At 64.2% G+C, this 20,637-nt stretch carries 19 protein-coding genes; 10 read left to right on the top strand and 9 right to left on the bottom strand.

All coding sequences use genetic code 11. The features are described from left to right. Window positions 1-33: 33 nt before the first annotated feature. Window positions 34-594: a polysaccharide biosynthesis/export family protein gene (locus IEX32_RS06110; protein WP_188769544.1), complete on the top strand. Its 561-nt coding sequence runs from the start codon at window positions 34-36 to the stop codon at window positions 592-594. Between the two features lie 5 nt (window positions 595-599). Next, complete coding sequence (locus IEX32_RS06105; RefSeq protein WP_188769777.1) at window positions 600-1,277, top strand: serine O-acetyltransferase; 678 nt, start codon at window positions 600-602, stop codon at window positions 1,275-1,277. Here IEX32_RS06105 and IEX32_RS06100 read toward each other — a convergent pair. Genes IEX32_RS06100 through IEX32_RS06090 form a run of 3 tightly spaced genes read right to left on the bottom strand, consistent with a single transcriptional unit; the run spans window position 1,274 to window position 4,478 of the window. Next, window positions 1,274-2,617, bottom strand: a complete 1,344-nt coding sequence (locus IEX32_RS06100; protein WP_188769542.1) for an outer membrane beta-barrel protein — start codon at window positions 2,615-2,617, stop codon at window positions 1,274-1,276. The two genes, IEX32_RS06105 and IEX32_RS06100, sit on opposite strands and share 4 nt — an antisense overlap. Window positions 2,618-2,621: 4 nt before the next feature. After that, window positions 2,622-3,587 (bottom strand): glycosyltransferase family A protein, encoded by a 966-nt coding sequence (locus tag IEX32_RS06095; protein ID WP_188769540.1) that lies wholly within the window; start codon window positions 3,585-3,587, stop codon window positions 2,622-2,624. 15 nt (window positions 3,588-3,602) lie between these two features. Next, the gene (locus IEX32_RS06090; protein ID WP_188769538.1) at window positions 3,603-4,478 is read right to left on the bottom strand and encodes a glycosyltransferase family 2 protein; all 876 of its coding nucleotides are present in this window, start codon (window positions 4,476-4,478) and stop codon (window positions 3,603-3,605) included. A gap of 314 nt (window positions 4,479-4,792) precedes the next feature. Here IEX32_RS06090 and IEX32_RS06085 point away from each other — a divergent pair, with 314 nt between their 5' ends. Both IEX32_RS06085 and IEX32_RS06080 read left to right on the top strand, forming a co-directional pair. After that, window positions 4,793-5,542: a glycosyltransferase family 25 protein gene (locus IEX32_RS06085; RefSeq protein ID WP_229736144.1), complete on the top strand. Its 750-nt coding sequence runs from the start codon at window positions 4,793-4,795 to the stop codon at window positions 5,540-5,542. Continuing rightward, complete coding sequence (locus tag IEX32_RS06080; protein WP_188769536.1) at window positions 5,532-7,058, top strand: lipopolysaccharide biosynthesis protein; 1,527 nt, start codon at window positions 5,532-5,534, stop codon at window positions 7,056-7,058. The genes IEX32_RS06085 and IEX32_RS06080 overlap by 11 nt, the downstream gene beginning before the upstream one ends. A 26-nt stretch (window positions 7,059-7,084) precedes the next feature. Here IEX32_RS06080 and IEX32_RS06075 read toward each other — a convergent pair whose 3' ends face one another. From IEX32_RS06075 to hemF, 6 genes are all read right to left on the bottom strand, one after another. Next, window positions 7,085-7,975, bottom strand: a complete 891-nt coding sequence (locus IEX32_RS06075) for a sulfotransferase (protein ID WP_188769534.1) — start codon at window positions 7,973-7,975, stop codon at window positions 7,085-7,087. A gap of 40 nt (window positions 7,976-8,015) precedes the next feature. Beyond that, entirely contained in the window at window positions 8,016-9,377 is a 1,362-nt protein-coding gene (locus IEX32_RS06070) for an O-antigen ligase family protein (protein ID WP_188769532.1), read from the bottom strand. A gap of 18 nt (window positions 9,378-9,395) precedes the next feature. After that, window positions 9,396-11,585: a GumC family protein gene (locus IEX32_RS06065; protein ID WP_229736142.1), complete on the bottom strand. Its 2,190-nt coding sequence runs from the start codon at window positions 11,583-11,585 to the stop codon at window positions 9,396-9,398. Window positions 11,586-12,065: 480 nt separating this feature from the next. Next, the gene (locus IEX32_RS06060; RefSeq protein WP_188769530.1) at window positions 12,066-14,159 is read right to left on the bottom strand and encodes a RelA/SpoT family protein; all 2,094 of its coding nucleotides are present in this window, start codon (window positions 14,157-14,159) and stop codon (window positions 12,066-12,068) included. A gap of 167 nt (window positions 14,160-14,326) precedes the next feature. After that, complete coding sequence (locus IEX32_RS06055) at window positions 14,327-15,397, bottom strand: AI-2E family transporter (protein ID WP_188769528.1); 1,071 nt, start codon at window positions 15,395-15,397, stop codon at window positions 14,327-14,329. Between the two features lie 94 nt (window positions 15,398-15,491). Then, window positions 15,492-16,358: an oxygen-dependent coproporphyrinogen oxidase gene (gene hemF / locus IEX32_RS06050; RefSeq protein WP_188769526.1), complete on the bottom strand. Its 867-nt coding sequence runs from the start codon at window positions 16,356-16,358 to the stop codon at window positions 15,492-15,494. Between the two features lie 44 nt (window positions 16,359-16,402). On the opposite strand from hemF, the gene pdeM reads away from it, so the two are divergent. From pdeM to IEX32_RS06020, 6 genes are all read left to right on the top strand, one after another. Then, window positions 16,403-17,095, top strand: coding sequence for a ligase-associated DNA damage response endonuclease PdeM (gene pdeM / locus IEX32_RS06045; RefSeq protein WP_188769525.1), 693 nt, complete (start codon window positions 16,403-16,405; stop codon window positions 17,093-17,095). Between the two features lie 163 nt (window positions 17,096-17,258). Beyond that, the gene (gene infC, locus IEX32_RS06040; protein ID WP_188769523.1) at window positions 17,259-17,780 is read left to right on the top strand and encodes a translation initiation factor IF-3; all 522 of its coding nucleotides are present in this window, start codon (window positions 17,259-17,261) and stop codon (window positions 17,778-17,780) included. Between the two features lie 287 nt (window positions 17,781-18,067). Then, the gene (locus tag IEX32_RS06035) at window positions 18,068-18,817 is read left to right on the top strand and encodes a DUF72 domain-containing protein (RefSeq protein WP_188769521.1); all 750 of its coding nucleotides are present in this window, start codon (window positions 18,068-18,070) and stop codon (window positions 18,815-18,817) included. Between the two features lie 64 nt (window positions 18,818-18,881). Then, entirely contained in the window at window positions 18,882-19,274 is a 393-nt protein-coding gene (locus tag IEX32_RS06030; protein WP_188769519.1) for a DUF4440 domain-containing protein, read from the top strand. Window positions 19,275-19,396: 122 nt separating this feature from the next. After that, window positions 19,397-19,798 carry a hypothetical protein gene (locus IEX32_RS06025; RefSeq protein ID WP_188769517.1) on the top strand — a complete coding sequence of 134 codons (402 nt, stop codon included), beginning with the start codon at window positions 19,397-19,399 and terminating at the stop codon, window positions 19,796-19,798. 144 nt (window positions 19,799-19,942) lie between these two features. Beyond that, window positions 19,943-20,350, top strand: a complete 408-nt coding sequence (locus IEX32_RS06020; protein ID WP_188769515.1) for a COG3650 family protein — start codon at window positions 19,943-19,945, stop codon at window positions 20,348-20,350. Window positions 20,351-20,637: the final 287 nt, after the last annotated feature.

The raw sequence follows: 20,637 nt of genomic DNA, 5'->3' as shown, positions 1-20,637 counted from the left end.
GGCGGGCGGCAATCCTAGGAAGAGAGGTGTGTAATGACCGGGCTATGGATCAAGCGTTTCATCGTCTTCCTGGCGCTGACGTTCGTCAGCGCGGTTTCGCCGGCGGCGGCTGACAAGCCGCTCGAGAGCAGAGAGATCGAACTCAAGCTGGCGCCGGGCGACATGGTGAAGATCACGACCTACGGCCAACCGACCTTGACCGGCGAGTTCGTCATTTCGTCAGAGGGAACGATCGCGTTTCCCCTGCTTGGAAATGTCCAGGCTGCCGGCGTCAGGCCATCCGACATACAGGCCGCGCTGATGGCGGGTCTTGCCAACGGGTATGTCAACGACCCTAGCGTCACGGTGGAAGTGGGCGCGTACCGCCCGATCTACATCCTGGGAGAAGTCGGCAAACCCGGCGAGTATCCCTTTTCGCTGGGGTTGACCGTCCGCGATGCCGTGGCCAAGGCCGGCGGCTTCAGCTACCGGGCCAACAAGAAGCGCGTCTACATCAAGTCCGCCGGGGAGGCGGACGAGCGCCTCTACAAGCTGACGGCGGGTATTCCGGTGGCTCCGGGTGACACGATCCGCATCGGAGAGCGCTTCTTTTGAACAAGATGGCTCCGATTACGCCCGATGCCCTCGGGAAACCGCATAGCCGCGGTTGCGCGCGCACGTTCCGCCAGTTGCGCCTTCTGCTTCAGGCGGATCTCTACCGCTATGCCGGACGTATCGATGCGCGGGCGTTCTGGCGGCATTTCCTCTTCACGCCGGGGTACAAGTACACGGTTATCATGCGCGGCTGCGGCTATCTGCGGACCTGGCGCTTCAAGGCCTTCGGGCTATACCTGATCGCCAAGTGGCTGCTGCTGCGTTGCCGCTACAAGTATGGAATTGCCATCCCCGAGTATACCGTCATCGGTCCCGGCCTTTTCATCAACCGTTTTGGCGGCATCTACATCAATGGCGACGCGGTTATCGGTGCCAATGCCAATCTGACCCATGGCACGATGCTCGGACAGGCGAACCGGGGGGCAAACGCCGGCTCTCCGGTACTGGGAAACCGCGTCTTCGTCGCGGCTGGCGCAAAGATCATCGGCCGCGTCTACATCGGTGATGACTGTGCCGTCGGCGCCAATGCCGTGGTGACGAAAGACGTTCCGGAAAAAGGCGTAGTGGGCGGTATCCCCGCGCGGCTGATCTCCGAATCCGGTTCGGACGGGTACTTGAACCGGCTTGTGCCGGATGAGCTGTTGCAGCGCTGCCGGGCCGCAGCCGGCCCGGCGAGCGGTTAAAGCCCCTTGAAGACGACGCCGATTGAAACCTGATTATCGTGGAATTCCCGCCCCGGCAGGGTGCCCGAGCTGTTCTGCCGCCGGTGGCTGAAGTCGGTCCTTACCGACCAGCGCGGGCTCAGGAGCCATGTGGAGCCGAAAGAGGCGGAGAAACGGTTGTCCTTTCTGTCGAGGCTCACGAAACTGCGATGTTCGTTGCCCGCTTCAAGATGCAGGAGCAGGTTGCGCTTCAGCTCGTAGTCCGCCCGTAGCGAGGCGTTGGTGCGGACATAGCCGGCGGCCTCGCGCACGCCGGTCTCCGCGGTACGCCGGTCGACTTTCGCTGTGAGAGTTACCAGCGGGGTCAGATAGTATGCCACTTCGCCCCGGACCAGCAAACTGCGTCTGTCGTTGAACAGCGGATCCTCGTAGTTCTGGCGCATGTAGCCCACGCGTATAGTGCCGTGCATCAGGCGGCTGATCTCGAAACTGGAACCGAGCGCCAGTTCGTACCCCTTCGAATCGCGGGCCGGGACGAGGTCTGTCCGCGTCCGATAGTCGCGCTTGTTGGCAGAACCGGCGGCGAAGAGCGCGAAGCTGGGGCTGACCGTATATTCCAGGATCAGATTGCCCGTGACGGTCGAGCGGTCCCTGAAATCCTGATCGATGATTTCACCCGCGCCGTTGAAGTTGTCGATGTAGTTCACGCGCTCGAAATCGACGGTGCCGCGGATGCTCACGCGATTGAACGTGTGGCTCAGGTCGCCGTAGGCTTCCGTGACATGGAAGCGGTTGGGCCGCACGATGCCGGCAACCGAGTCAGGGGAGCTTCGTTGCTCGGAATTGCGGGCCTGCAGCGCCCTGGCAATGAAGACCGTGTTGCTTCCGATCTGGTACTGGACGCCTCCCCGGAACGCGTAGTCGTCCCTGTTCTCCTCCGTGAGGTCGAAATAGCGCGCTCCCGCGTACTCGCCGGCTACCGACCAGCTGAATACCGGGGAAGGGCGCGAGACCGAAATCCGTGGCCGGAATGTCAGGATCGCGTCGCTGGTGCGGCCATCGTCGACGGCGTAGACGTTGCTGTCGGCTTCGAGACCGACCAGAACCTGCGGCATGATCTGAAGCGATCCGGCCTGGATGGGAACCGCCGCGTATTCGGGGCGCGGTCGACCGGTAACGCTGTCCGGTCGTTCATCGTCGAGCGGATTGTCGCTGGCCCTCAGGCTACCCAGCTGGTCGAACGGATCGTACCGCTGTGCCAGGGCGGGAGCCGAGAGCGCCCCGAACGCAACAACCGGAATGCAGGGACAGGCGATTGCGCGGACGATCTGCGCGCCCGTGAATACAGTTCTGATTTTCATTCCCTCACCTTGCCCCTGCGTGCCGCATGTGTAGATATTTCGCGACCTGGTAGGCGGACTTTCGCCAGGACGCGGGTGTCCATCGCGTCATCGCCAGCATGGCCAGCGTGCTGAACCCCTCCGGCAGGGCGACGTCGCGCAGCGGAATACGGATCTTGTTGTCGAGCTTCAGGGCATAGCGGGTGTAATGCGCTATTTCCTGATTGATCAGCCGCCGCAGCAGCCGCTGTTCCCCTGGACTGGCCTCGGCCATCATCGCGCGCGCCGTCGCGATCAGGCAGGGCGTGGAGAGCGTGTTGGTCGACTTGCTGACCTTGTTCGCGGAATCGCGGCTGAACTCCGCCGTGATGACGGGTTCGTAAGCCAGTTTCGAATGCCGCATGGCCCGCAGCCACAGATCCTTGTCTCCGCCGCGCCGGGCACGTTCCTCGGGAAACAGGCCGGCGTCGATCAGCAGATCCCGGCGAAGTGCAATGGCGCCGGTCCACATCGGGCACTCGCGAACGGTCAGCCAGCTTTCCAGGAATTGGGTGAAATCGAGCACGGCGCCCGTCTCCAGCCGGGGGGCGATGCGCTGGGGCTGACGGTGTGTGTCGAAGACATGTTCAAAGCGCGTTGCCGCTGCGCCGGCCTCGGGCGCCTTCGAGAGGCCATAGGCCAGCACGGCAAGATGGTCCTGATGCCAGAGATCGTCGGCATCGAGAAACGCGATCCAGTCGCCCCTGGCTTCGCGAATGCCCAGATTGCGCGCCGCATATCCGCCGGGACCTGGGGTGTCGCGATCGAGCAGCCGCAGTCGTTCGCCGGCAAAGTCCGCGGCGATCGCCCGGCTGCCGTCGGTCGAGCAATCGTCGATGACGATGATCTCCAATGGCGGAACGCTTTGCGCAAGCACGCTTTCGATGGCGGTCGCGACGTGGCCCGCCTTATTGTGGAGCGGCATGACGACAGAGAACCCGGGTGATGTCATGAAACCTCGCTCAAATCATTGTCTCGCGGATCGATGACCCTGGGAAAGCTTCCAGAACTCGCGGGTGGCGACGACGGAAAGGTCCATCGTCAGGCGTGAAAGCGCAACCTTGCGGCCAATCGGCATGTCGGCCGTCGCCCATACGCGGCGCAGGCGTCTGGCCGTGTCGTAAATCGTCATGCCCAGTACCCTGGCAAGACGTGCGGAAGGCTCCGTCCTGTCCCACCGCCCGCCGCTCAGGCGCTGGCGCTTGCGCACGAGGTCGTCGCGTGTGGCACGCACCGGATGCCAGACGATCTTGTCCGGAACGTAGACGAGGGGATGTCCCGCATCGCGAATGCGCAGCGCCATTTCACGGTCGCCGCCGGATTTCAGCCGTTCGTTGAAACCGCCGACCGCGTCGAACACTTCGCGGCGGCTCGTCCAGTTGGCCGTGGCGCAATTGCCCCGCGCGGCAAACGACTGGGGGAAGCTGAACAGCCGTTCGTAGTCGGCGCACAGCGGGTTTGTTTCGCGGCCTTCCTCGAACAGGCTGATCTTGCCGGCCAGGACGCCCGCGTCGGGATGACGCTCTGCCGCATCGAGCGCGCGTTCGAGCCAGCAGGGGGCCGGCCGGCAATCGGCATCCGTAAATGCGACATAGGTTCCGCGCGCAAGCCCTAGTCCCAGGTTGCGGGCGGCGTAGGAACCGGGGCGGGATTCGACGTGCACGGCCACACCCGCGAACGAGCGCGCCAGGTCCACCGTGCCGTCGCTCGATCCGTTGTCGACCACGATCACTTCGAACGTCTCCGGGGGGAGCGACTGCTCCTGAAGCGCGGCAAGGCACCGGCCGATCACCTCACGACCGTTCCACACCGGTATTATCACGCTGATCAATGGCCTGGACATCTATGCACCTGCGACGTTCGGGACATCGGATCTGAAGATCTGAACTGTTCGCGACGCTCGCGCAGTCCCTTCAGACGGTCAAGCATTCGCCGCAATTGCGAAGACGAGCCGGTCTGAAAGCTGGCCGAAATGTGCCCACGCCATCGCCCCGCCACGAATTGATCGTTATTATGGCTCGCTACGACGCTCCGTGACCGGCTGGCGGAGCCGCCCAGGTTGCGTTGCAGCAGAAAATTCGATTTGTTTCGCCTCGCCGGTGAACAGCAGCCGGTGTACGATCACGCGTGGCTGGCGAAAGAAACCGCTGATTTACCATGACTCAAAGCGCATTTCCCTGTCCGGTCGTCGTCATATCGATGACGAGTGCGGAAAAACGCCGCGCCGCATTCGCCGCGCGCGCGCGCGATGCCGCGCTTCCCTGGCGCTTTTTCGATGCCTGCACCCGGCCGGGTGAGGGATTGACTTATGACACCGAGGCCGTGGAGCGGAACAAGGGGCGGCCACTGACCCAGGGCGAACTTGGTTGCTATGCCAGCCATTTCTCGGTCTGGCAGGAGATGGACCGGCAGGGCATCGCTCAATGCATCGTCCTGGAGGACGACGTGATTGTGGATTGGGCCTTTCTGGCCGGGCTGGCGGCGACCAACCTCGAAGCGCTCAACGTACCTTATCTGCGGCTCTATTCGAAGGTGCCGACGTTCAGCCGGGTGGTTTCGCGTAATTTTCTGCAGCATTCCCGCTCGATCGTGGAGCTGGTGGGCCATCCCTACGGCACCCAGGCCTATGCGATCACACTGAAAGGCGCGCGCGCGTTCCTGGAGGCTTGCGCGACGATCAGGCGGCCGATCGATGATCAGATGGATCGCTCATGGGAGCACGGTGTGCGCAATCTCGCGCTCTTTCCTGCCCCGGTGATCGAGGAATTCGTGCCCTCCGGGATCGGCTCGGAGCGTTTCGCGACAGCGCGGGCCCGGGCGTATCTGGCTCCGCGTCAGCGGCTGGCCCGGTGGATCGACCGGCAGCGCATCCGCTTCAAGAAGCTGAGTGTCCTGCGTGGCCACTGATTCCGTCGCGACATCGCCCCATGGCTCGCACCGCGGCGCGCGGTTCGACCATCAGCTGCGGCGGCAAAGCAAGCATTCGGTCGGCTGGACCATAGTGAGGTTCGCCTCCGACCAGTTGTTCTCCTTCGTCGTCTTCGTCCTGCTCGCAAGACTGCTCACGCGGGCCGATATCGGGGCCTTCGCGCTCATGGCGATTTTTGCCGAGGTATTCCGCACCATGAGCACCGCCGGCCTCGTCCAGACTGTCGCGCGGGAAAGGGAACTGAGCGATGCCTTTGTCGACACGGTCTATCGCAGTCACATGGCCTTCAGTCTGGCGGCCTGCGCCATCATCCTGGTTTTCGCCCACCCCTTCGCGGCCTTCATGGACGCGCCGCAGATCGCGGTCCCGCTACAGGTTCTGAGCGTCGTCCTGCCGCTTTCCGCGCTGGGCCAGACGCACATGGCCCTGCGCCTGCGCGAGTTCGGGCACAAGACCACGGCGCTGCGTTCGGTGGTCAGCGGCATCGGTGGCGGCGGGACGGCTGTGGCGGCGGCGCTCATGGGCTTCGGCCTCTGGTCGCTGGTGATCCAGCGAATCCTCACCGAAATCATCAGCGTCGTCCTGTCACGCCACGCTTATCGGTGGAAGCCCGGCTGGAACTGGCGCTGGGCGGTCCTCAAGCGCAATCTGGGCATCAACGGCAGCCTGACGGCGATGCAGCTGGTCTATATTTTCATGAGCCGGATGCAGGAGCTGGTCATCGGCAATGTGATCGGCGTCGTGGCCGTCGGCATCTATCGCACCGCCTGGCGCACCGTGGACATCATTTCGGGCGGTGCCATCCGCCCTTTCACCACCGTCGCCACGCAGACGCTGGCCCGCGTGAAGGATGACAGGGCAGAGCTGGCACGTGCCTACCAGTGGATGATCTCCAAGGCATCGGCCATATCCTTCCCCGCTCTCGTGGGATTTGGGGTACTCGCTCCGGACGCCGTGCCTGTCGTGTTCGGCGAGAAGTGGGCGGATGCCGGAGATCTCGCCCAGATCTTTGCCTTCATGGCTCTTCCGTTCACGCTCAACCAGTTCGCCTCACCTTCGCTCGGCGCCCTCGGCGCGAGCCGGGGTCTGCTGTTCATCGCCCTCGCGCAACTGGGCCTGACCGCGGTCTTCACGCTGCTCGCCGCGCCTTATGGTGTAATGGCCGTCGCTGCGGCCTTCGTGGCCCGGGCCTACGTGATGCTGCCGGTCCAGATCTTCTTCCTGAAGCGGGTGTCGGGCATCGGGTTCCAGCAGACCTGGAGCGCGATCTGGCAGCCGTTCACGGCCTCCATCGCCATGGGCGCCGTTCTCTACGCGATACGGCCGGCCATGGCCGCCGTCGCGCAGGAAGCGGGTATTCCCCTCGGAACAGGTCCCTTGATCGCGCTTCTCGCGGGGGTGGCGATTGGAGTCATGGTTTACGGCCTTGCCCTGTTGTCACTATCGCCGTTCTGGCGTGCCCAGGCGGTGAAGACGTTCCGGAAGGTTCGGTAGCTCGGCCCATCGCCAGGACATCGCTGTCACCCGGCTTCGGGTTGATCGAGGCTGTAGCCCTGTGCCTCGATCACGTCGCGATAAGGCAAGAGACCGCGCGTGATGGCTCGCCGCTGCGCCGAAGAGAGCCTTTCGATCTGCGCGGCGTTCATGTTGGTAAGCTCCTGCGGCGCGTAGTCCTTGACGCGGACCTGCGCCTTCGCATTCATCGCATCGAGGCGGGGAATGGCGTTGGTTAGCCTGGCCGCCGCGCTTTGCGTGCTCTCGGTCAGCTCTTCATAGGAAATCACGATTTGTGCCATGTCGCGGCACGATTCCAGCGTGTTTGCACGTTCGCCGTAGAGTGCCCCGAGGGCTTCGAAAAGCGCCTCGCTGTCGGCCTTCATGTGCGTGAACCTTGGGTCCCATTCGCGGCCCAGCCGCGCGGGCGGATAGCGCTTGGCCCAACTGGCGCAGACCGCGTAGGGGTCGCGCGTGAGCACGATGACGTGGACGGGCATGTCGGAGAATGCCTCGGTTATCGCGCGCAGGCGGACGATGTTGGGCGGCGATTTCTCCACCACCAGCGCGTTCGCACCGATGCCACGGCGGCGTGCGGCGTCGATCCAGACCGCGCGGAGCATCGCATAGTCGATCCTGCGCGTCTTGTCCCAGCGCCCGATCCCGCGCGAGAGCTCCGGCATCAGCCACTGTGCCTCGCCATTGTCGGTAAGCGTCGTCGCGCCGCGCGCGGTCGACAGGAGCATGGCGAGCGCCGTCGAGCCGGAATTGGGCAGGTTGGCGACGAACAGCCACTCAAGACCGGGCATCGGCTTCTCGCCGGCGCCCCGCGCGTGGGTGATGCGATTGGCGATCCGGAGCCGCGCATCGCGAGGCAGGCACCGCTTGGCCGCGGCGGTGGCAATCTGACGGATCATTCCAAAGCCTCCACGAACCTGAGCGGGGAATAGTCGGACGTCAGGCGGCCCGTGGGGACGCGCTCATCGGCCCCCAGGAGGGCGCACGCGCATTGGCGCGTCGCTGCGCGCCTTCTCTGGCGCTGAACAGGGTGTACCCGCACAGAACCGCGTAGAGGGCGAGCCCCTCGATCTGCCAGAACGGCATGGTCCCCATGTTCAGGAAGAAGAAGCTGAGATGCGCCGCGGCCAGTACCGGGCGGTCCAGCCGCCTGGCCTGAAGGACAAGCGCCGCCATCGATATCCAGAGCAGGACTATCACGCCGACGCCGACGCCGCCCAGCTCATAGAGCGTGCCGATGAGCGTGTTGTGCGGATAGACGTTGAACGCCTTCTCCCACGATTCGGGACCGAAACCGAAGAGAAGCTGATGTGGCAGCCCTGCGCTGTAGGCATAGATGTACTCGCTCCAGATGAGCGGACGTGCCGAAAGAATGCCGCGCTCGATCTGGGTGAACTCGCGAGGCGGTTTGATGAGCTCGGCCGGGTTGGCAAGGAACGTGCCCATATCCACGAAGCGCTGATGGTCGATCACCGCAATCGTGCCGACGCCCACCACCGCGGCCATGAGCGCGACCGCAGCCATGATCCGGCGCTGGCTTGGGCTGATGTGGGTGATCGCCACCCAGAAGGCAATCAGCAGCAGGGGGACTGCCGCGATGAGGCTCGTGCGGTAGCCGGCAAGAAAAATGCCGATTGCCATCGCGCCCAGATAGGGGAGGCGAATGGCGGGATGGAGCCGGTGAGCGAGGCTGCCGACGATAAATCCCAGGAGCAGCGAAATGGAGAAGCTGCTCTCGTGATTGTACCCGCCGATCCACACCAGCCCGTCACCGCCCTCCGATCCTTTCGGCAGGTTGAGGACAATGGAAAGCGCCTGGAAAAGCAGCAGCGGCGCAAAAGCCCAGATGAGCAGAGGCATCAGCCTTTCCGCTTCGTCCCGTCTCAGGGCCTCGAACGCCGCGATTAGTAGCACCACGAAATAGCCGTACTTCACGGCAACGGTCATGATGCCGCCCATGTCCCTGTTGAGGACGCCGCTCAGAAGCACCAGCGCCATGAGGAAATAGACCGGCAGGAGCGCTTTCAGCATCAGGTGACGCGGCCGGATGACCAGCAGCCCGACGCCGGCGACGGCCACCGAGGCGAGCGCGTTGCCGGACATTCCGGCGGCAAGCGGCTTGAACATGTAGACGTGGTAGGCGCCCAGGATCATGCGCAGCCAGATCGCCGCGAATACGAAGCGGCCCTGCAGGCTCTTGATCCGGTGTCCCGCGATCAGCGCGCTCACCAGCAGCACCAGCGTCGCCGGTCCCAGGATGGCGAGACCGAAGTACGGCCCGGATGCTGCGGCGGCGTTCATTTCGAGTCGGGGAAGGGCCTAGGCATAGTAGGATTTGTAGGCGCCGTAATAGTAGCTCGCGTCCTCATAGCCGATGCGCGCCTGCGCCGTGACGTCGACCATCGACAGGGTGGCACCGATGACGTTGGCGCCGACGCTGTCGAGGTGACGCAGGGCAAGCTCGGCGGCGCGCGTCGGGGTCTTGCGCCAACGCACCATCAGGATGACCGAATCCGCCTTGGCCGCAATGACCCGGCTGTCGTCGATCGTCAGGACCGGCGGCGTGTCGAGGACGATGAAATCGAACTTCGCGCGCAGCGCGGCGATAAGCTCTGAAAAGGCCGCGCTGTCGGCGAAAGGCTGAATATGGTGTTCGTCGTTTCGCCGGGGAAGAACGAACAGGCCGGTCTCGGGATCGACGTAGATCGCGTCGTCCAGCTGCCCCTGGTTGTCCAGAAGCGCGCGCAGGCCGATGGTTTCCATTGGGCCCGGCTCCGTGCTCGAAACCCGCCGGCGAAGGTCGCAATCGACCAGGATGGTGCGCTTGCCGGCCATGGCCGCGGACCTTGCGAGCGAAAGGGCCGCCGTTGTCTTGCCCTCGTTGGGCAAGGCCGAGGTTATGGCCACGACCACCGGACCGCGATCGCGCTGGTTGAAATGGATCGAGGTTTGCAGCCAGCGGAACGCTTCCGCGAACGACGATTGCGGCCGGTCGACGATGAGCTGCGTTGGATGGACGGAGTCGCCGAGGCCTTCCAGCTCAGGCAAATGCTTCGTGTCCGGAATGGAGCCCAGCACCCGCATGCCCAGCTTCTTTTCGAGATTGCTGGTGGTTTCCACGCCCCGGTCGAGCAATTGCAGGATAGCGACCACGACGGTGGAGCCTGCGATCGCCCCGATCAGTCCGATCACCGCGAAAATCAGCACGTTGGGCGAGGACGGGAGTGCGGGAACTTGCGCCTCGGCGACGATGTAGGAATCGGCCCGTTCCAGGCCGCGCTGGGCGCGGGTCTGTTTGTAACGGTCGAGAAAGGTCTGATAGAGCGTGCGGGCGGATTCGGCCCTTCGTTCCAGTTCCGAAAGCCCCACCGACGCCTTGTTGTCGACGGCGAGCGTACCCTTGGCCCGTTGCAGCGAACCCATGATCGAGCCCGTCCGCTGGCCTGCCGCGTTTGCCTGAATGCTCAGATTGGCGACGATCCGCCGGACTTCCGAAGAAATCTGCTCGTCGATGTCCTGAAGCTCCTGCTGGGTTCTGGTGAGTTCAGGGTACCTGGGGCCGTATTGCTGACGGAGCGCCGCCACCCTGCCGCTGACCTTGGCGCGCTGTGAGCGAAGCGAGCTGACGACGGGCGAATCGAGCGATTCACCCAGTTCCTCGCCGGACCCGCCGCGCGCGAGCTGTGCGTTCGCGGTGCTGAGGCGCGCTCGTGCTTCGGCTTCCTCGGCGCGGGCCTGAGCCAGCTGGGCGTTGAGGGTGGTGATCTCCTCCTGGGTGACGCTGCTGTTTCCTCCGAGGTCGAACAGGCCATGACTGGCCCGGTAACTCGCGACCGCCGCTTCGGCCGACTCCACCTGGGCACGCAATTCGTCCAGCTGACCTTCCAGGAAATCGCTGGCGCGCGACGTGGCGCCGGACTTCGTGGCGACCTGCTCGCCGATGTAGGTTTCGGCAATCTTGTTGGCCACCTTGGCGGCCATTGCCGGCGACTCCGACGCGTATGAGATGTCGATCGCATAAGAGAAGCCGTTACGGCTGGCCGTCATGTTGCCAAGGACGGTCGTCACGGCGCGTTTGCGCTGGGCTTCCTCCGGAACGACCTCGCCGGTTTCCAGAGCCGGATTGAACTCGGGGTACCGCGTGAGCTGCAGATCGTCCACGACCTTGCCGATCAGCCCGGGAGACTTGAGAACAGCCACTTCGGTGTCGACCGCAGCGGAATCCGGGGCGACGTCAGGCACGACCTGATCGACCTGCACGACCTTTTCCCCGCCGCGCTCAAGGGCGACCGTCGTCGTCGAGGTATATACCGGGGGCGTTGTGAAATAGGCCGCTGTGGCCGCCGCGAAAACGACGAGGCTGACCAGGATAATGACAAGCCGACGCCTTCTCAGAACCTGCATGAAAGCCCGCAGGTCGATCAGCGCGCCCTCGTCGACCGGGGCGCTGTCGCCGCGTCCGTCCATGTGTCCATCAATATGCGTCAGTTGTTGAGGTCTGGCGTACATCACAGCATCCCTGAATCATGCGTTGTACAAGGACTAGACGGTTCACAGCGGTGCATGGGGCCGCCCTGCGCATTTGTCGTCCGGCTGATTGCCGGCACCGGACGACAAATTGCCGGAACATGGTGCACCAGTTTTGCACTGCAACAAGCCGCTTGGCGCCAGACCGTGCGAAAGCAGCGGTCTGGCGCCAGCGACGGGGGCGAACTGCCCAATTGTCGCGCAAAGGTCTGTCGGATCAGGCTTTGGGGTTCCCCCTTTGGGGTAATCCCAAGGTGCAGTGATCCCGGCGCTGTGAGGACCGGGAACCGCCAGCAGGCCGGCGAGCGAGACGCTTGACGCTGCGGCGACGCGCAGGCTGGAAGGTGTCAGGTGTCAGGTGTCAGGTGCCGGGCACGGGGTCGGGGCGCTCAGGGTAGAGCGCGGATCGGCGAAGCCCGTTCAGCGGCTTCCGTGTTCCCCTTCGGGTCGTACGGAGGCCGCCTAGAGGCGTTCGGCTTCGGCGACGGCTTCGCTGGCACGCAGCGAGCCGACGATACGCGTAAGGTGCGCAAGGTCGGAGACCTCGATGTCCACCTCGTAGGTGCCAAAAGGCTCGTCGCGCTGGATCATCTGCAGGTTGACCACGTTGGCGCGGTTACCGGCGAAGATCTGGGTCACTTCGGCCAGGGTGCCGGGACGATTGTAGAGCACGAGGTGCAGTCGGCCGACCGCGCCCGTGGTGCGCGAGCCCCATGAGATGTCCAGCCAGTCGGCATCGACGCCGTTCGCCAGGGTCAGGCAATCGATGGTGTGGACTTCGACCTTGTGGTCGGGTCGGCGCAGGCCGACGATGCGGTCGCCGGGAACGGGGTGGCAGCATTCGGCGAGTTCGAAGCCCATGCCCGGCGTCAGGCCCTTGATCGAGATGGCACGTTCGGTGCGCGTCCATTCCGGGTCGTCGGGCAGTTCGGCGGTGCTGCCTGGAACGAGCGCTTCCATGACCTCACGGTCGGACAGGCGCGCCGAACCGATCGCGAACATCAGGTCTTCCTCGTCGCGCAAGTCGAGCCGTCGCACCGCCCCCTCGACCGCCTTCTTGCCGATGCGAGTTGGCAGTCGGCCGGCGATGGCGTCGAACAGCTTGGCCCCGATCTCGGCGATTTCCGCGCGCTCCTTGGCGCGCACCGCGCGGCGGATGGCGGCCCGGGCCTTGCCGGTGACGACGAAGCCCAGCCACGAAAGCTGTGGTTCGGAACCGCTGCTCTTGATGACGTCGACGACATCGCCATTGGCCAGCTGCGTGCGCAGCGGCATGTGGCGGCCATTGATCTTGGCCCCTACGGCAGCGTTGCCGAGATCGGTATGGACGGCATAGGCGAAATCGACTGCCGTGGCGCCCTTGGGCAACTGGTGCAGCGCGCCCTTGGGCGTGAAGGCGAAGATGCGGTCCTGGTAGATCGCGAGCTTGGTATGCTCGAGCAGTTCCTCGGCATCGTGGCTGGCATCGACGATCTCGATCAGGTCGCGCAACCAGCCGACCTGCCCGTCCGGCCTCGCCCCGCCCTGCTTGTAGGCCCAGTGCGCGGCAAGGCCGAACTCGTTGAGCCGGTGCATCTCGCGGGAGCGGATCTGCACTTCCATGCGCATGGAGTTTTCATAGATCAGCGCGGTATGCAGCGAGCTGTAGCCATTCGACTTTGGCGTCGAGATGTAGTCCTTGAAGCGGCCGGGAATCATCTGCCAGGTCTGGTGCAGCACGCCCAGCGCGCGGTAGCAGTCCTCCGGCGTCTCGGTGAGCACGCGGAAGGCCATGATGTCGGTGATCTGCTCGAAGGTGACGTGGCGCTCGGCCATCTTCTTCCAGATCGAATAGGGGTGCTTCTCGCGCCCGGTTACTTCGACCTTGACGTCCGCCTCGGCCAGCGCCTGCTTGATGGCGAGCGCGATGGCATCGACCTGCCCGCCCTCCTGGCTGCGGATCTGCGCTAGACGGCCGGCGATCGTCGCATAGGCCTCGGGCTCGAGTTGCTCGAAGGCGAGCAGCTGCATTTCGCGCATATATTCGTACATGCCCACGCGCTCGGCGAGCGGCGCGTAGATATCCATGGTCTCGCGGGCGATGCGCTGGCGTTTCTCCGGGTTCTTGATGAAGTGCAGCGTGCGCATGTTGTGCAGCCGGTCCGCGAGCTTGACCAGCAGGACGCGCAAGTCCTCGCTCATCGCGAGGAAGAACTTGCGCAGGTTCTCCGCCGCCCGCTCGCTCTCGGTCATCGCCTCGATCTTGGACAGCTTGGTGACACCGTCCACGAGCCGCGCCACGTCCGGCCCGAACAGCTTTTCGATCTCGTCGATCGTTGCCAGCGTATCCTCGACGGTGTCGTGAAGCAGTGCGGTGACGATCGTCTGCAGATCGAGCTTCAGCTCGGTCATCAGGCCGGCGACTTCCACCGGATGACTGAAGTACGGGTCACCGCTCGCGCGCTTCTGCGTGCCGTGTTTCTGCACGGTATAGACATAGGCGCGGTTGAGCAGGGCCTCGTCGGCCTCGGGCGCGTATTCCTTAACGCGTTCTACAAGTTCGTACTGGCGCAGCATTGCTTGGTGTTCATGTCAGCATTTTTTGCGCTGCGGCAAGTGCTACGCGAACTGCGTGCGAATTTTGCAACGGGGGTTGGCAAGCTCTGGCTTGGCATACGGCGGCCCGCCGCCGCTCGGCCCTGCGGTATTTCCCTCCGCCTGCGGGGGCGGAGCTTTCTTGCGTTTCAGGGGTTGCGCTCGCCGTGTGAGCCAGGGGCACTGTCCTCATCCCGCAGCCGCTCGCCGAGCACTTCGCTGACGTAGAGGCTACGAACCAGAGTGAAAATGACGACGAGAAACGCGGCTGCGAAGAACAGGCCATAGAGGCCGGTGATGGCGCCGATCGCTAGAATGGCGAACAGCGTGATAGCCGGAGGAATGCGGATTACGCGCTGTTGTACATAGGGAGTGATGAGATTGGTCTGGATCAGCCGGACGACTGCGAAGGTGACCAGCGCGCCGATCAGCACGTCCGTGCCTCTGGTGGCCGCGAGGCCCAGCGCAGGCACCATCGCCACGGTCGGGCCAATGTAGGGGATGAACTCGCTCAGCCCCGCCAGCAGGCCGAGCGCGGCGGCCGAGGGTACACCCGCGAGCCACAGGCCGACACCCACCATGACGCCCATCGTGGTCATCTGGATCATCTGCGCGATCAGCCATGCCCTCAGCTTCTCGGCAGTCTCTTCCAGCGCGTCGGCAAAAGCCTCGCGCTGTGGCTCGGGCACGAGCAGAAGAAAACCGCGTTCATAGGCGGTCGGGTCCGCCGCCAGAAAGAACGAACCGACGATGACCAGCAGGATGTTGAGCACCAGCTCAGCCGAACCCGCGACGATCCCACCGATGTCCGTCGCCACTCTCGATCCTGCATAGGCCGCCTCGACCGCGTCGACGATCTTCGCGCCCACCGGGGAAGTCGACAGCATGGCTTCCAGCTGGCCGACGATTTCGGGGAGGGAAGTGACAAAGAGATTGATCTGCTGTCCGAACTGGACCGTGAACAGCCAGACGAGGGCAACGATGAACGCCAGTGCGGTCAGCATGCCCGCAAGCACGGCCCAGCGGTGCGGCAGGTGCAGTCTTGATTCGTAGGCGCTGCTCAGGCTGCGGATGATGATGGCGCCCAGGATCGATCCGAAGGCCAGAATGAAGATGTGGATCGCGCGATAGAGCGCCATCACTACCAGCAATATCGCGATGAGAATGACCACGCGGCGAATGAACCGCTTGTCGGCATCGTCGGGGATCAGCCTCTTCATCATCCGTCAACGCGTGACGCCGGGCGGATGTTTCCTGCCAGAGGGGGGCTTCGGGCGCCCCCCTGGGGGCGGGTCTGCCGGTATGTGTCCGCATCTAGCTCCAGGTCGCCTCGGGTGGCAGGCTCATCAGGATCGCGTCGATATTGCCCCCGGTCCTGAGGCCGAAGAGGGTGCCGCGATCGTAGACGAGGTTGAATTCGGCGTAGCGGCCGCGCCATTCCAGCTGGCGCGCCTTGTCCTCGGGCGTGAACGCCATGCCCATGCGCCGGCGCACGAGGCGCGGGAAGACGGCCAGGAAAGCCTCGCCAACGGCTTTCGTGAAAGCGAAGTTCGCTTCCCATTCGGCTTCGTCCGTACATTCGAGGTGGTCGTAGAATATCCCGCCGACGCCGCGATGAACCTTGCGGTGGGGGATGTAGAAATACTCATCCGCCCAGGCCTTGTAGCGCTCGTAATAGTCCGGCCCGTGCCTGTCGCAGGCGCCCTTGAGTTCGCCGTGGAATTCCCGCGTATCGTCCTCGTAGGGCAGCGGCGGGTTGAGATCGGCGCCGCCGCCGAACCAGGCCCTGGTCGTCGTCAGGAAACGCGTGTTCATGTGCACGGCGGGGACGTGCGGGTTCGCCATGTGGGCGACGAGGCTTATGCCGGTGGCGGAAAAGGCATTCTGCTCTGACGATGCGCCGTGGATGGTACCGGCGAAGTCTTTCGCGAGCCCGCCGGCCACGGTCGAGACGTTGACGCCGACTTTTTCGAAGACCTTGCCTTTCATCACGCCCCGGGTACCGCCCCCGGTCTCGCCGTCTTCACCGCCTTCGACGGCGGCGCGCTGCCATGGAGTGTATTCGAAGCTCGCCTCGGAGCCGGCCTCGCGCTCGATCGCCTCGAACTCGGCGCAGATCCTGTCGCGCAGCGATTCGAACCAGTCGCGGGCGCGGGCGGTGAAGGGAGTCCAGTCGGTCATGCGCGGCGCTTGCCAAATCGGGCGGGCTGCGGCAAGGGAAAGCCATGGTTCCCTTTTCGTTCCGATCGGAGGAGATGCATCTGGTCGCCGCTGCCGGATCGCGGGGCGGAGCGATATACTGGCCGCGCGAACAGGCGTTGCTGGTGGCCGACCTGCACCTCGAAAAGGCGAGCTTCTATGCGAAAGGCGGGCAGATGCTCCCACCCTATGATAGCCGCGAGACGCTCGAACGTCTCGCCCTTGCGGTGCGCCAGACGGGCGCGCGGCGGGTCTTCGCGTTGGGCGATAACTTCCACGACAGCCGGGGGACCGACCGACTCGAACCCTACGCGGCTGGAATGCTTGCCGCGCTCACCCGCGCGCTGGACTGGGTCTGGATCACCGGTAACCACGATCCCGAACTGGGGGCAGAGGCCGGGGGAATGCGGGTCGAGGAACTCGAAATCTCCGGGCTGGTGTTGCGGCACAAGGCCCGGGAAGGGGCCACCGGCCCCGAACTCTCCGGCCACTACCACCCCCGTCTGATCGTTTCGGCGCGCGGCCGGCGGATCGCCCGGCCTTGCGCGGTGCGCAGCGATAACCGCCTGATCCTGCCCGCTTTCGGCGCGCTGACGGGCGGAATGGACGCTTCTGATCCGGCGATCCTTTCGGCCATGCAGCCCGCCTCGGCGATCGACGCCCTGGTACCTGCGACGGGGAGGCTGATTGCATATCCCCTCTGGCGCGGATCGGTCTGAAACCCCATATGACGAAGTCAGGCCGTGCCATCGGCCGGGGGCTCTGTTACAGTTGTGCGATTTCCCGCTTTTCATGGCGGGGCAATTGGCATTATTGAGCGCCCGTTCGCACGCAAATCGTAAACGACTCAGGAGAACGCATATAGCACCCCCACCCCGGCGCATGATGACGCCACCGGTCAAGAGTGGACCGCGCTACAACAACATGATTCAGTCCGACAAGGTCCGCGTGATCGACGAAAACGGCGAGAACCTTGGCGTTATGTACACTCGCGAGGCGATTGAACAGGCAGCCAATGTCGGCCTGGACCTGGTGGAGGTTTCACCCAACGCCGATCCGCCGGTGTGCAAGTTCCTCGATGTCGGCAAGTATCGGTATGAGGCGCAGAAAAAAGCCAATGCCGCGCGCAAGTCGCAGAAGACGCAGGAGATCAAGGAGATCAAGATGCGTCCGAACATCGACGATCATGACTATGATACGAAGATGCGCAACGTCCACCGCTTCATCAGCGACGGCGACAAGGTGAAAGTCACCCTGCGCTTCCGCGGCCGCGAGCTTTCGCACCAGCAGCTCGGCATGGACCTGCTGCGCCGGGTTCAGGTCGACGTGGAGGAAATCGCCAAGGTCGAGGCTTATCCCCGTATGGAAGGCCGGCAGATGCTTATGGTGCTGTCGCCAAAGTAAACGCTGCAGCGCGATGATCGCGAGAACGAGGGGCGCGTCCGCCGGACGCGCCCCTTGCTCGTGACAAGGCCCCGGTTGCCCATGCGTCCTTGGGCGAGTTGGAATTTCCCCCGGCGTCGCCGGGCGGAATTTCCCGTTTTCCTTCACCCCCGCATTCGCGCTACCCTTCGGGATATGACCCGATCCATGATTTTTCAGCCCGCGTTTGGGCGCGGTTTTCCGATGTCGCCCGGGCGGGCGGCGCATTTCACGCGTTTGGCGTCATCCCTGGAGCGGAGGATTGGCGCATGACGAAGGCCGGCCCCATCCGCGTCGGCATCGGCGGCTGGACCTACGAGCCGTGGCGAGGGACATTCTACCCGGAGGGTCTGGCGAAGGCTCGCGAGTTGGAATACGCGGCCTCGCGCCTGACCGCGATCGAGGTCAACAGCACCTTCTATTCGCGGCAAAGCCCGGCCACCTTCGCGAAGTGGCGCAAAGCGGCTCCGGACGGCTTCGCCTATGCCCTCAAGGCCGGCCGCGCCTGCACGCAGCGCAGGGATCTGTCGCAATCGGGAGAGAGCGTCGCGCGATTCCTGGAGCAGGGGATCGTCGAGCTGGAGGACAGGCTGGGGCCGATCCTGTGGCAGCTTCCCCATACCAAGAAGTTCGAGGCCGAGCAGATCGGCGCGTTTCTCTCGCTACTTCCCTCGGCGCAGGACGGTGTGCCGCTGCGCCACGCGATCGAACCGCGGCACGAGAGCTTTGATGATCCCGCTTTCTTCGAGCTGGCGCGCAAGGCCGGCGTTGCGGTCGTCTTCGCCGACAGCCCCAGATACCCGTGCTTCGAGGAGCAGACCGGAGCTTTTACATACGCCCGCCTGCAGGACACGCGCGAGGACGCGGCGACAGGTTATGACGATGCCGCGCTCGATGCCTGGGCAGACAAGGCGCGCGGTTGGGCGGCAGACGGGCGTGAGGTCTTCGTTTTCCTCATCGCGGGAGCAAAAGCGAGGAACCCCGCTGCCGCTGAGGCCCTGATCCCGCGGTTGGAGTGAGCGGCGCGGCTTGCATGCCGCGTCCCATCGGGTACGCACCACGCACAAACCGCAAGGGGTCGCCATGAACCAGTCCGCCACCGAGCTCAGCATCAGAACGCGCCGCGCCGATTTCAACCGCGCGATTGCCGAAGGGGACATTGGCGCGATCTCGCCGATCCTGGGGCGCGACGTGGTGATGGTGACGGGCAGCGACAGCGCCGTCGTTTCCGGGCGCAACGCCCAGCTTCGCGCCTGGCGGCGCGAGTTCGCCAGCCCGGTGCGCGCGGTCTATGTCCGCACGCCCTCGCGCGTGGTGGTTTCGACGGTGGAGCCGGTCGCCATGGAGACCGGCCACTGGCAGGGATTCGAAGCGCTCTCGGGCAAGGCCCTCGCCTCGGGCGACTATTCGGCCAAGTGGCGGGAGGTTCTGGGCGAATGGGTGATTGTCGCCGAGATCTACGCCACGCTGGGTTGAGCGCGCGGCGTCGCTTGCGGAGCGGGGCTTAATTTTTGCGGTTAACGTCCGTTTTCGTGGACAAGGCGGCAATGCCCCTGCCGCCGCTCGGTCAACAGGCTCTCGCAAAGACAGGTGGAGTGATGCTCAGCAAGATCAACCCTTCGGCGGTCGTGGCCCAGTGCTGGTACCTGCGCCGTCATGTACCGACAGGAAAGCAGCGGCGCGAGGAGGATGGCGCCGTCCATTGCACGTGCCGCTATTGCGAGCGCCCGATCCGCTCGCGCGGCGGCGGGAAGTGGGATCTTGCCGAGGGCTTCGATCTCGATGCCCTGGCGGCGGGCGGCCGGAACAGCCATTTCTGTGTGATCGACGCGCTCGATGAGATGGTGATTGCCCGCTACCCGGTCGCCAATGACATCGATGAAGAAGCCATCGCCGCGCGTCTGGCGGAGATCTGCGAAAAGCACGGCGTCGAGGCATCGGGAGGCGTGCTGGAAGTCCGCCTGGTGCAAGGGCAGGGCGGGCTGCGAAGAGTGCACTGACCGGTTTCCGTTCGCCGCCGGCGAAAGGCCCCTTCGGCCGGCAAGGCGGTTGTCCGGGGGGCTTCGCGGCGGTAGTCGGTAGCCATGAGATATCTCCATCGGTTCATCGCTGGCCCCGTGTCCAGATCCGGACTTCTGTTCGGCATGCTTTCTCTCGCGGCATGTCATCAGGCGGCGTCGAACCTGCCGGGCGACAGCACAGACCATCAGCCGTGGCGCGGTATAGCCCGCGATGAAGTCGTGCATTTCCTCGGTACAGAACCCTTCTGGGGCGGCGAGGCCTCAGGGAATGAACTGACTTATACCACGCCGGAAAATCAGGACGGCGAGACGATAACCGTTTCGCGCTTTGCCGGGCGCGGTGGACTTTCGTTCAGCGGTAACTTGGCGGGCGGTGCGATGACGCTGGCGGTGACGCCGGGCGAATGCAGCGATGGCATGTCCGATCGCACCTATCCCTTCACGGTGACGCTGCAGATCGGCCCCGATGTGAGGCAAGGCTGCGCCTGGACGGACCACCAAGGCTACCGCGATGCCACCCAAAAGGAGTAATCCGAATGTCTCAACCGCGCGCTGGCGAATTTTTTGGGGACAAAGCGTGCCATCCGGCCACCGGGTTCTTCCGGTCACGGCAATCAAATGTTATGCCGCATGGCATAATTGAAGATGGGCTGGGTCGAAGAGGCGCCGGCCGGGATAGAGGATGATGTCTTGAAGCAATTTGGGCTGCTTTTCAGGCAGGTTTTGTCCTGTGCGTAATGGCCATGGCCGATCTGGTCAGGCCTGCGGCTCGCAGCTTGAATCCAGCATGATGACCGGCGAGCATCATGCGCGATACC

Source organism: Novosphingobium endophyticum, assembly GCF_014640675.1.
In the GTDB taxonomy this organism is placed as follows: Bacteria; Pseudomonadota; Alphaproteobacteria; order Sphingomonadales; family Sphingomonadaceae; genus Novosphingobium; species Novosphingobium endophyticum.
This window is presented reverse-complemented; position numbering and strand designations above follow the sequence as displayed.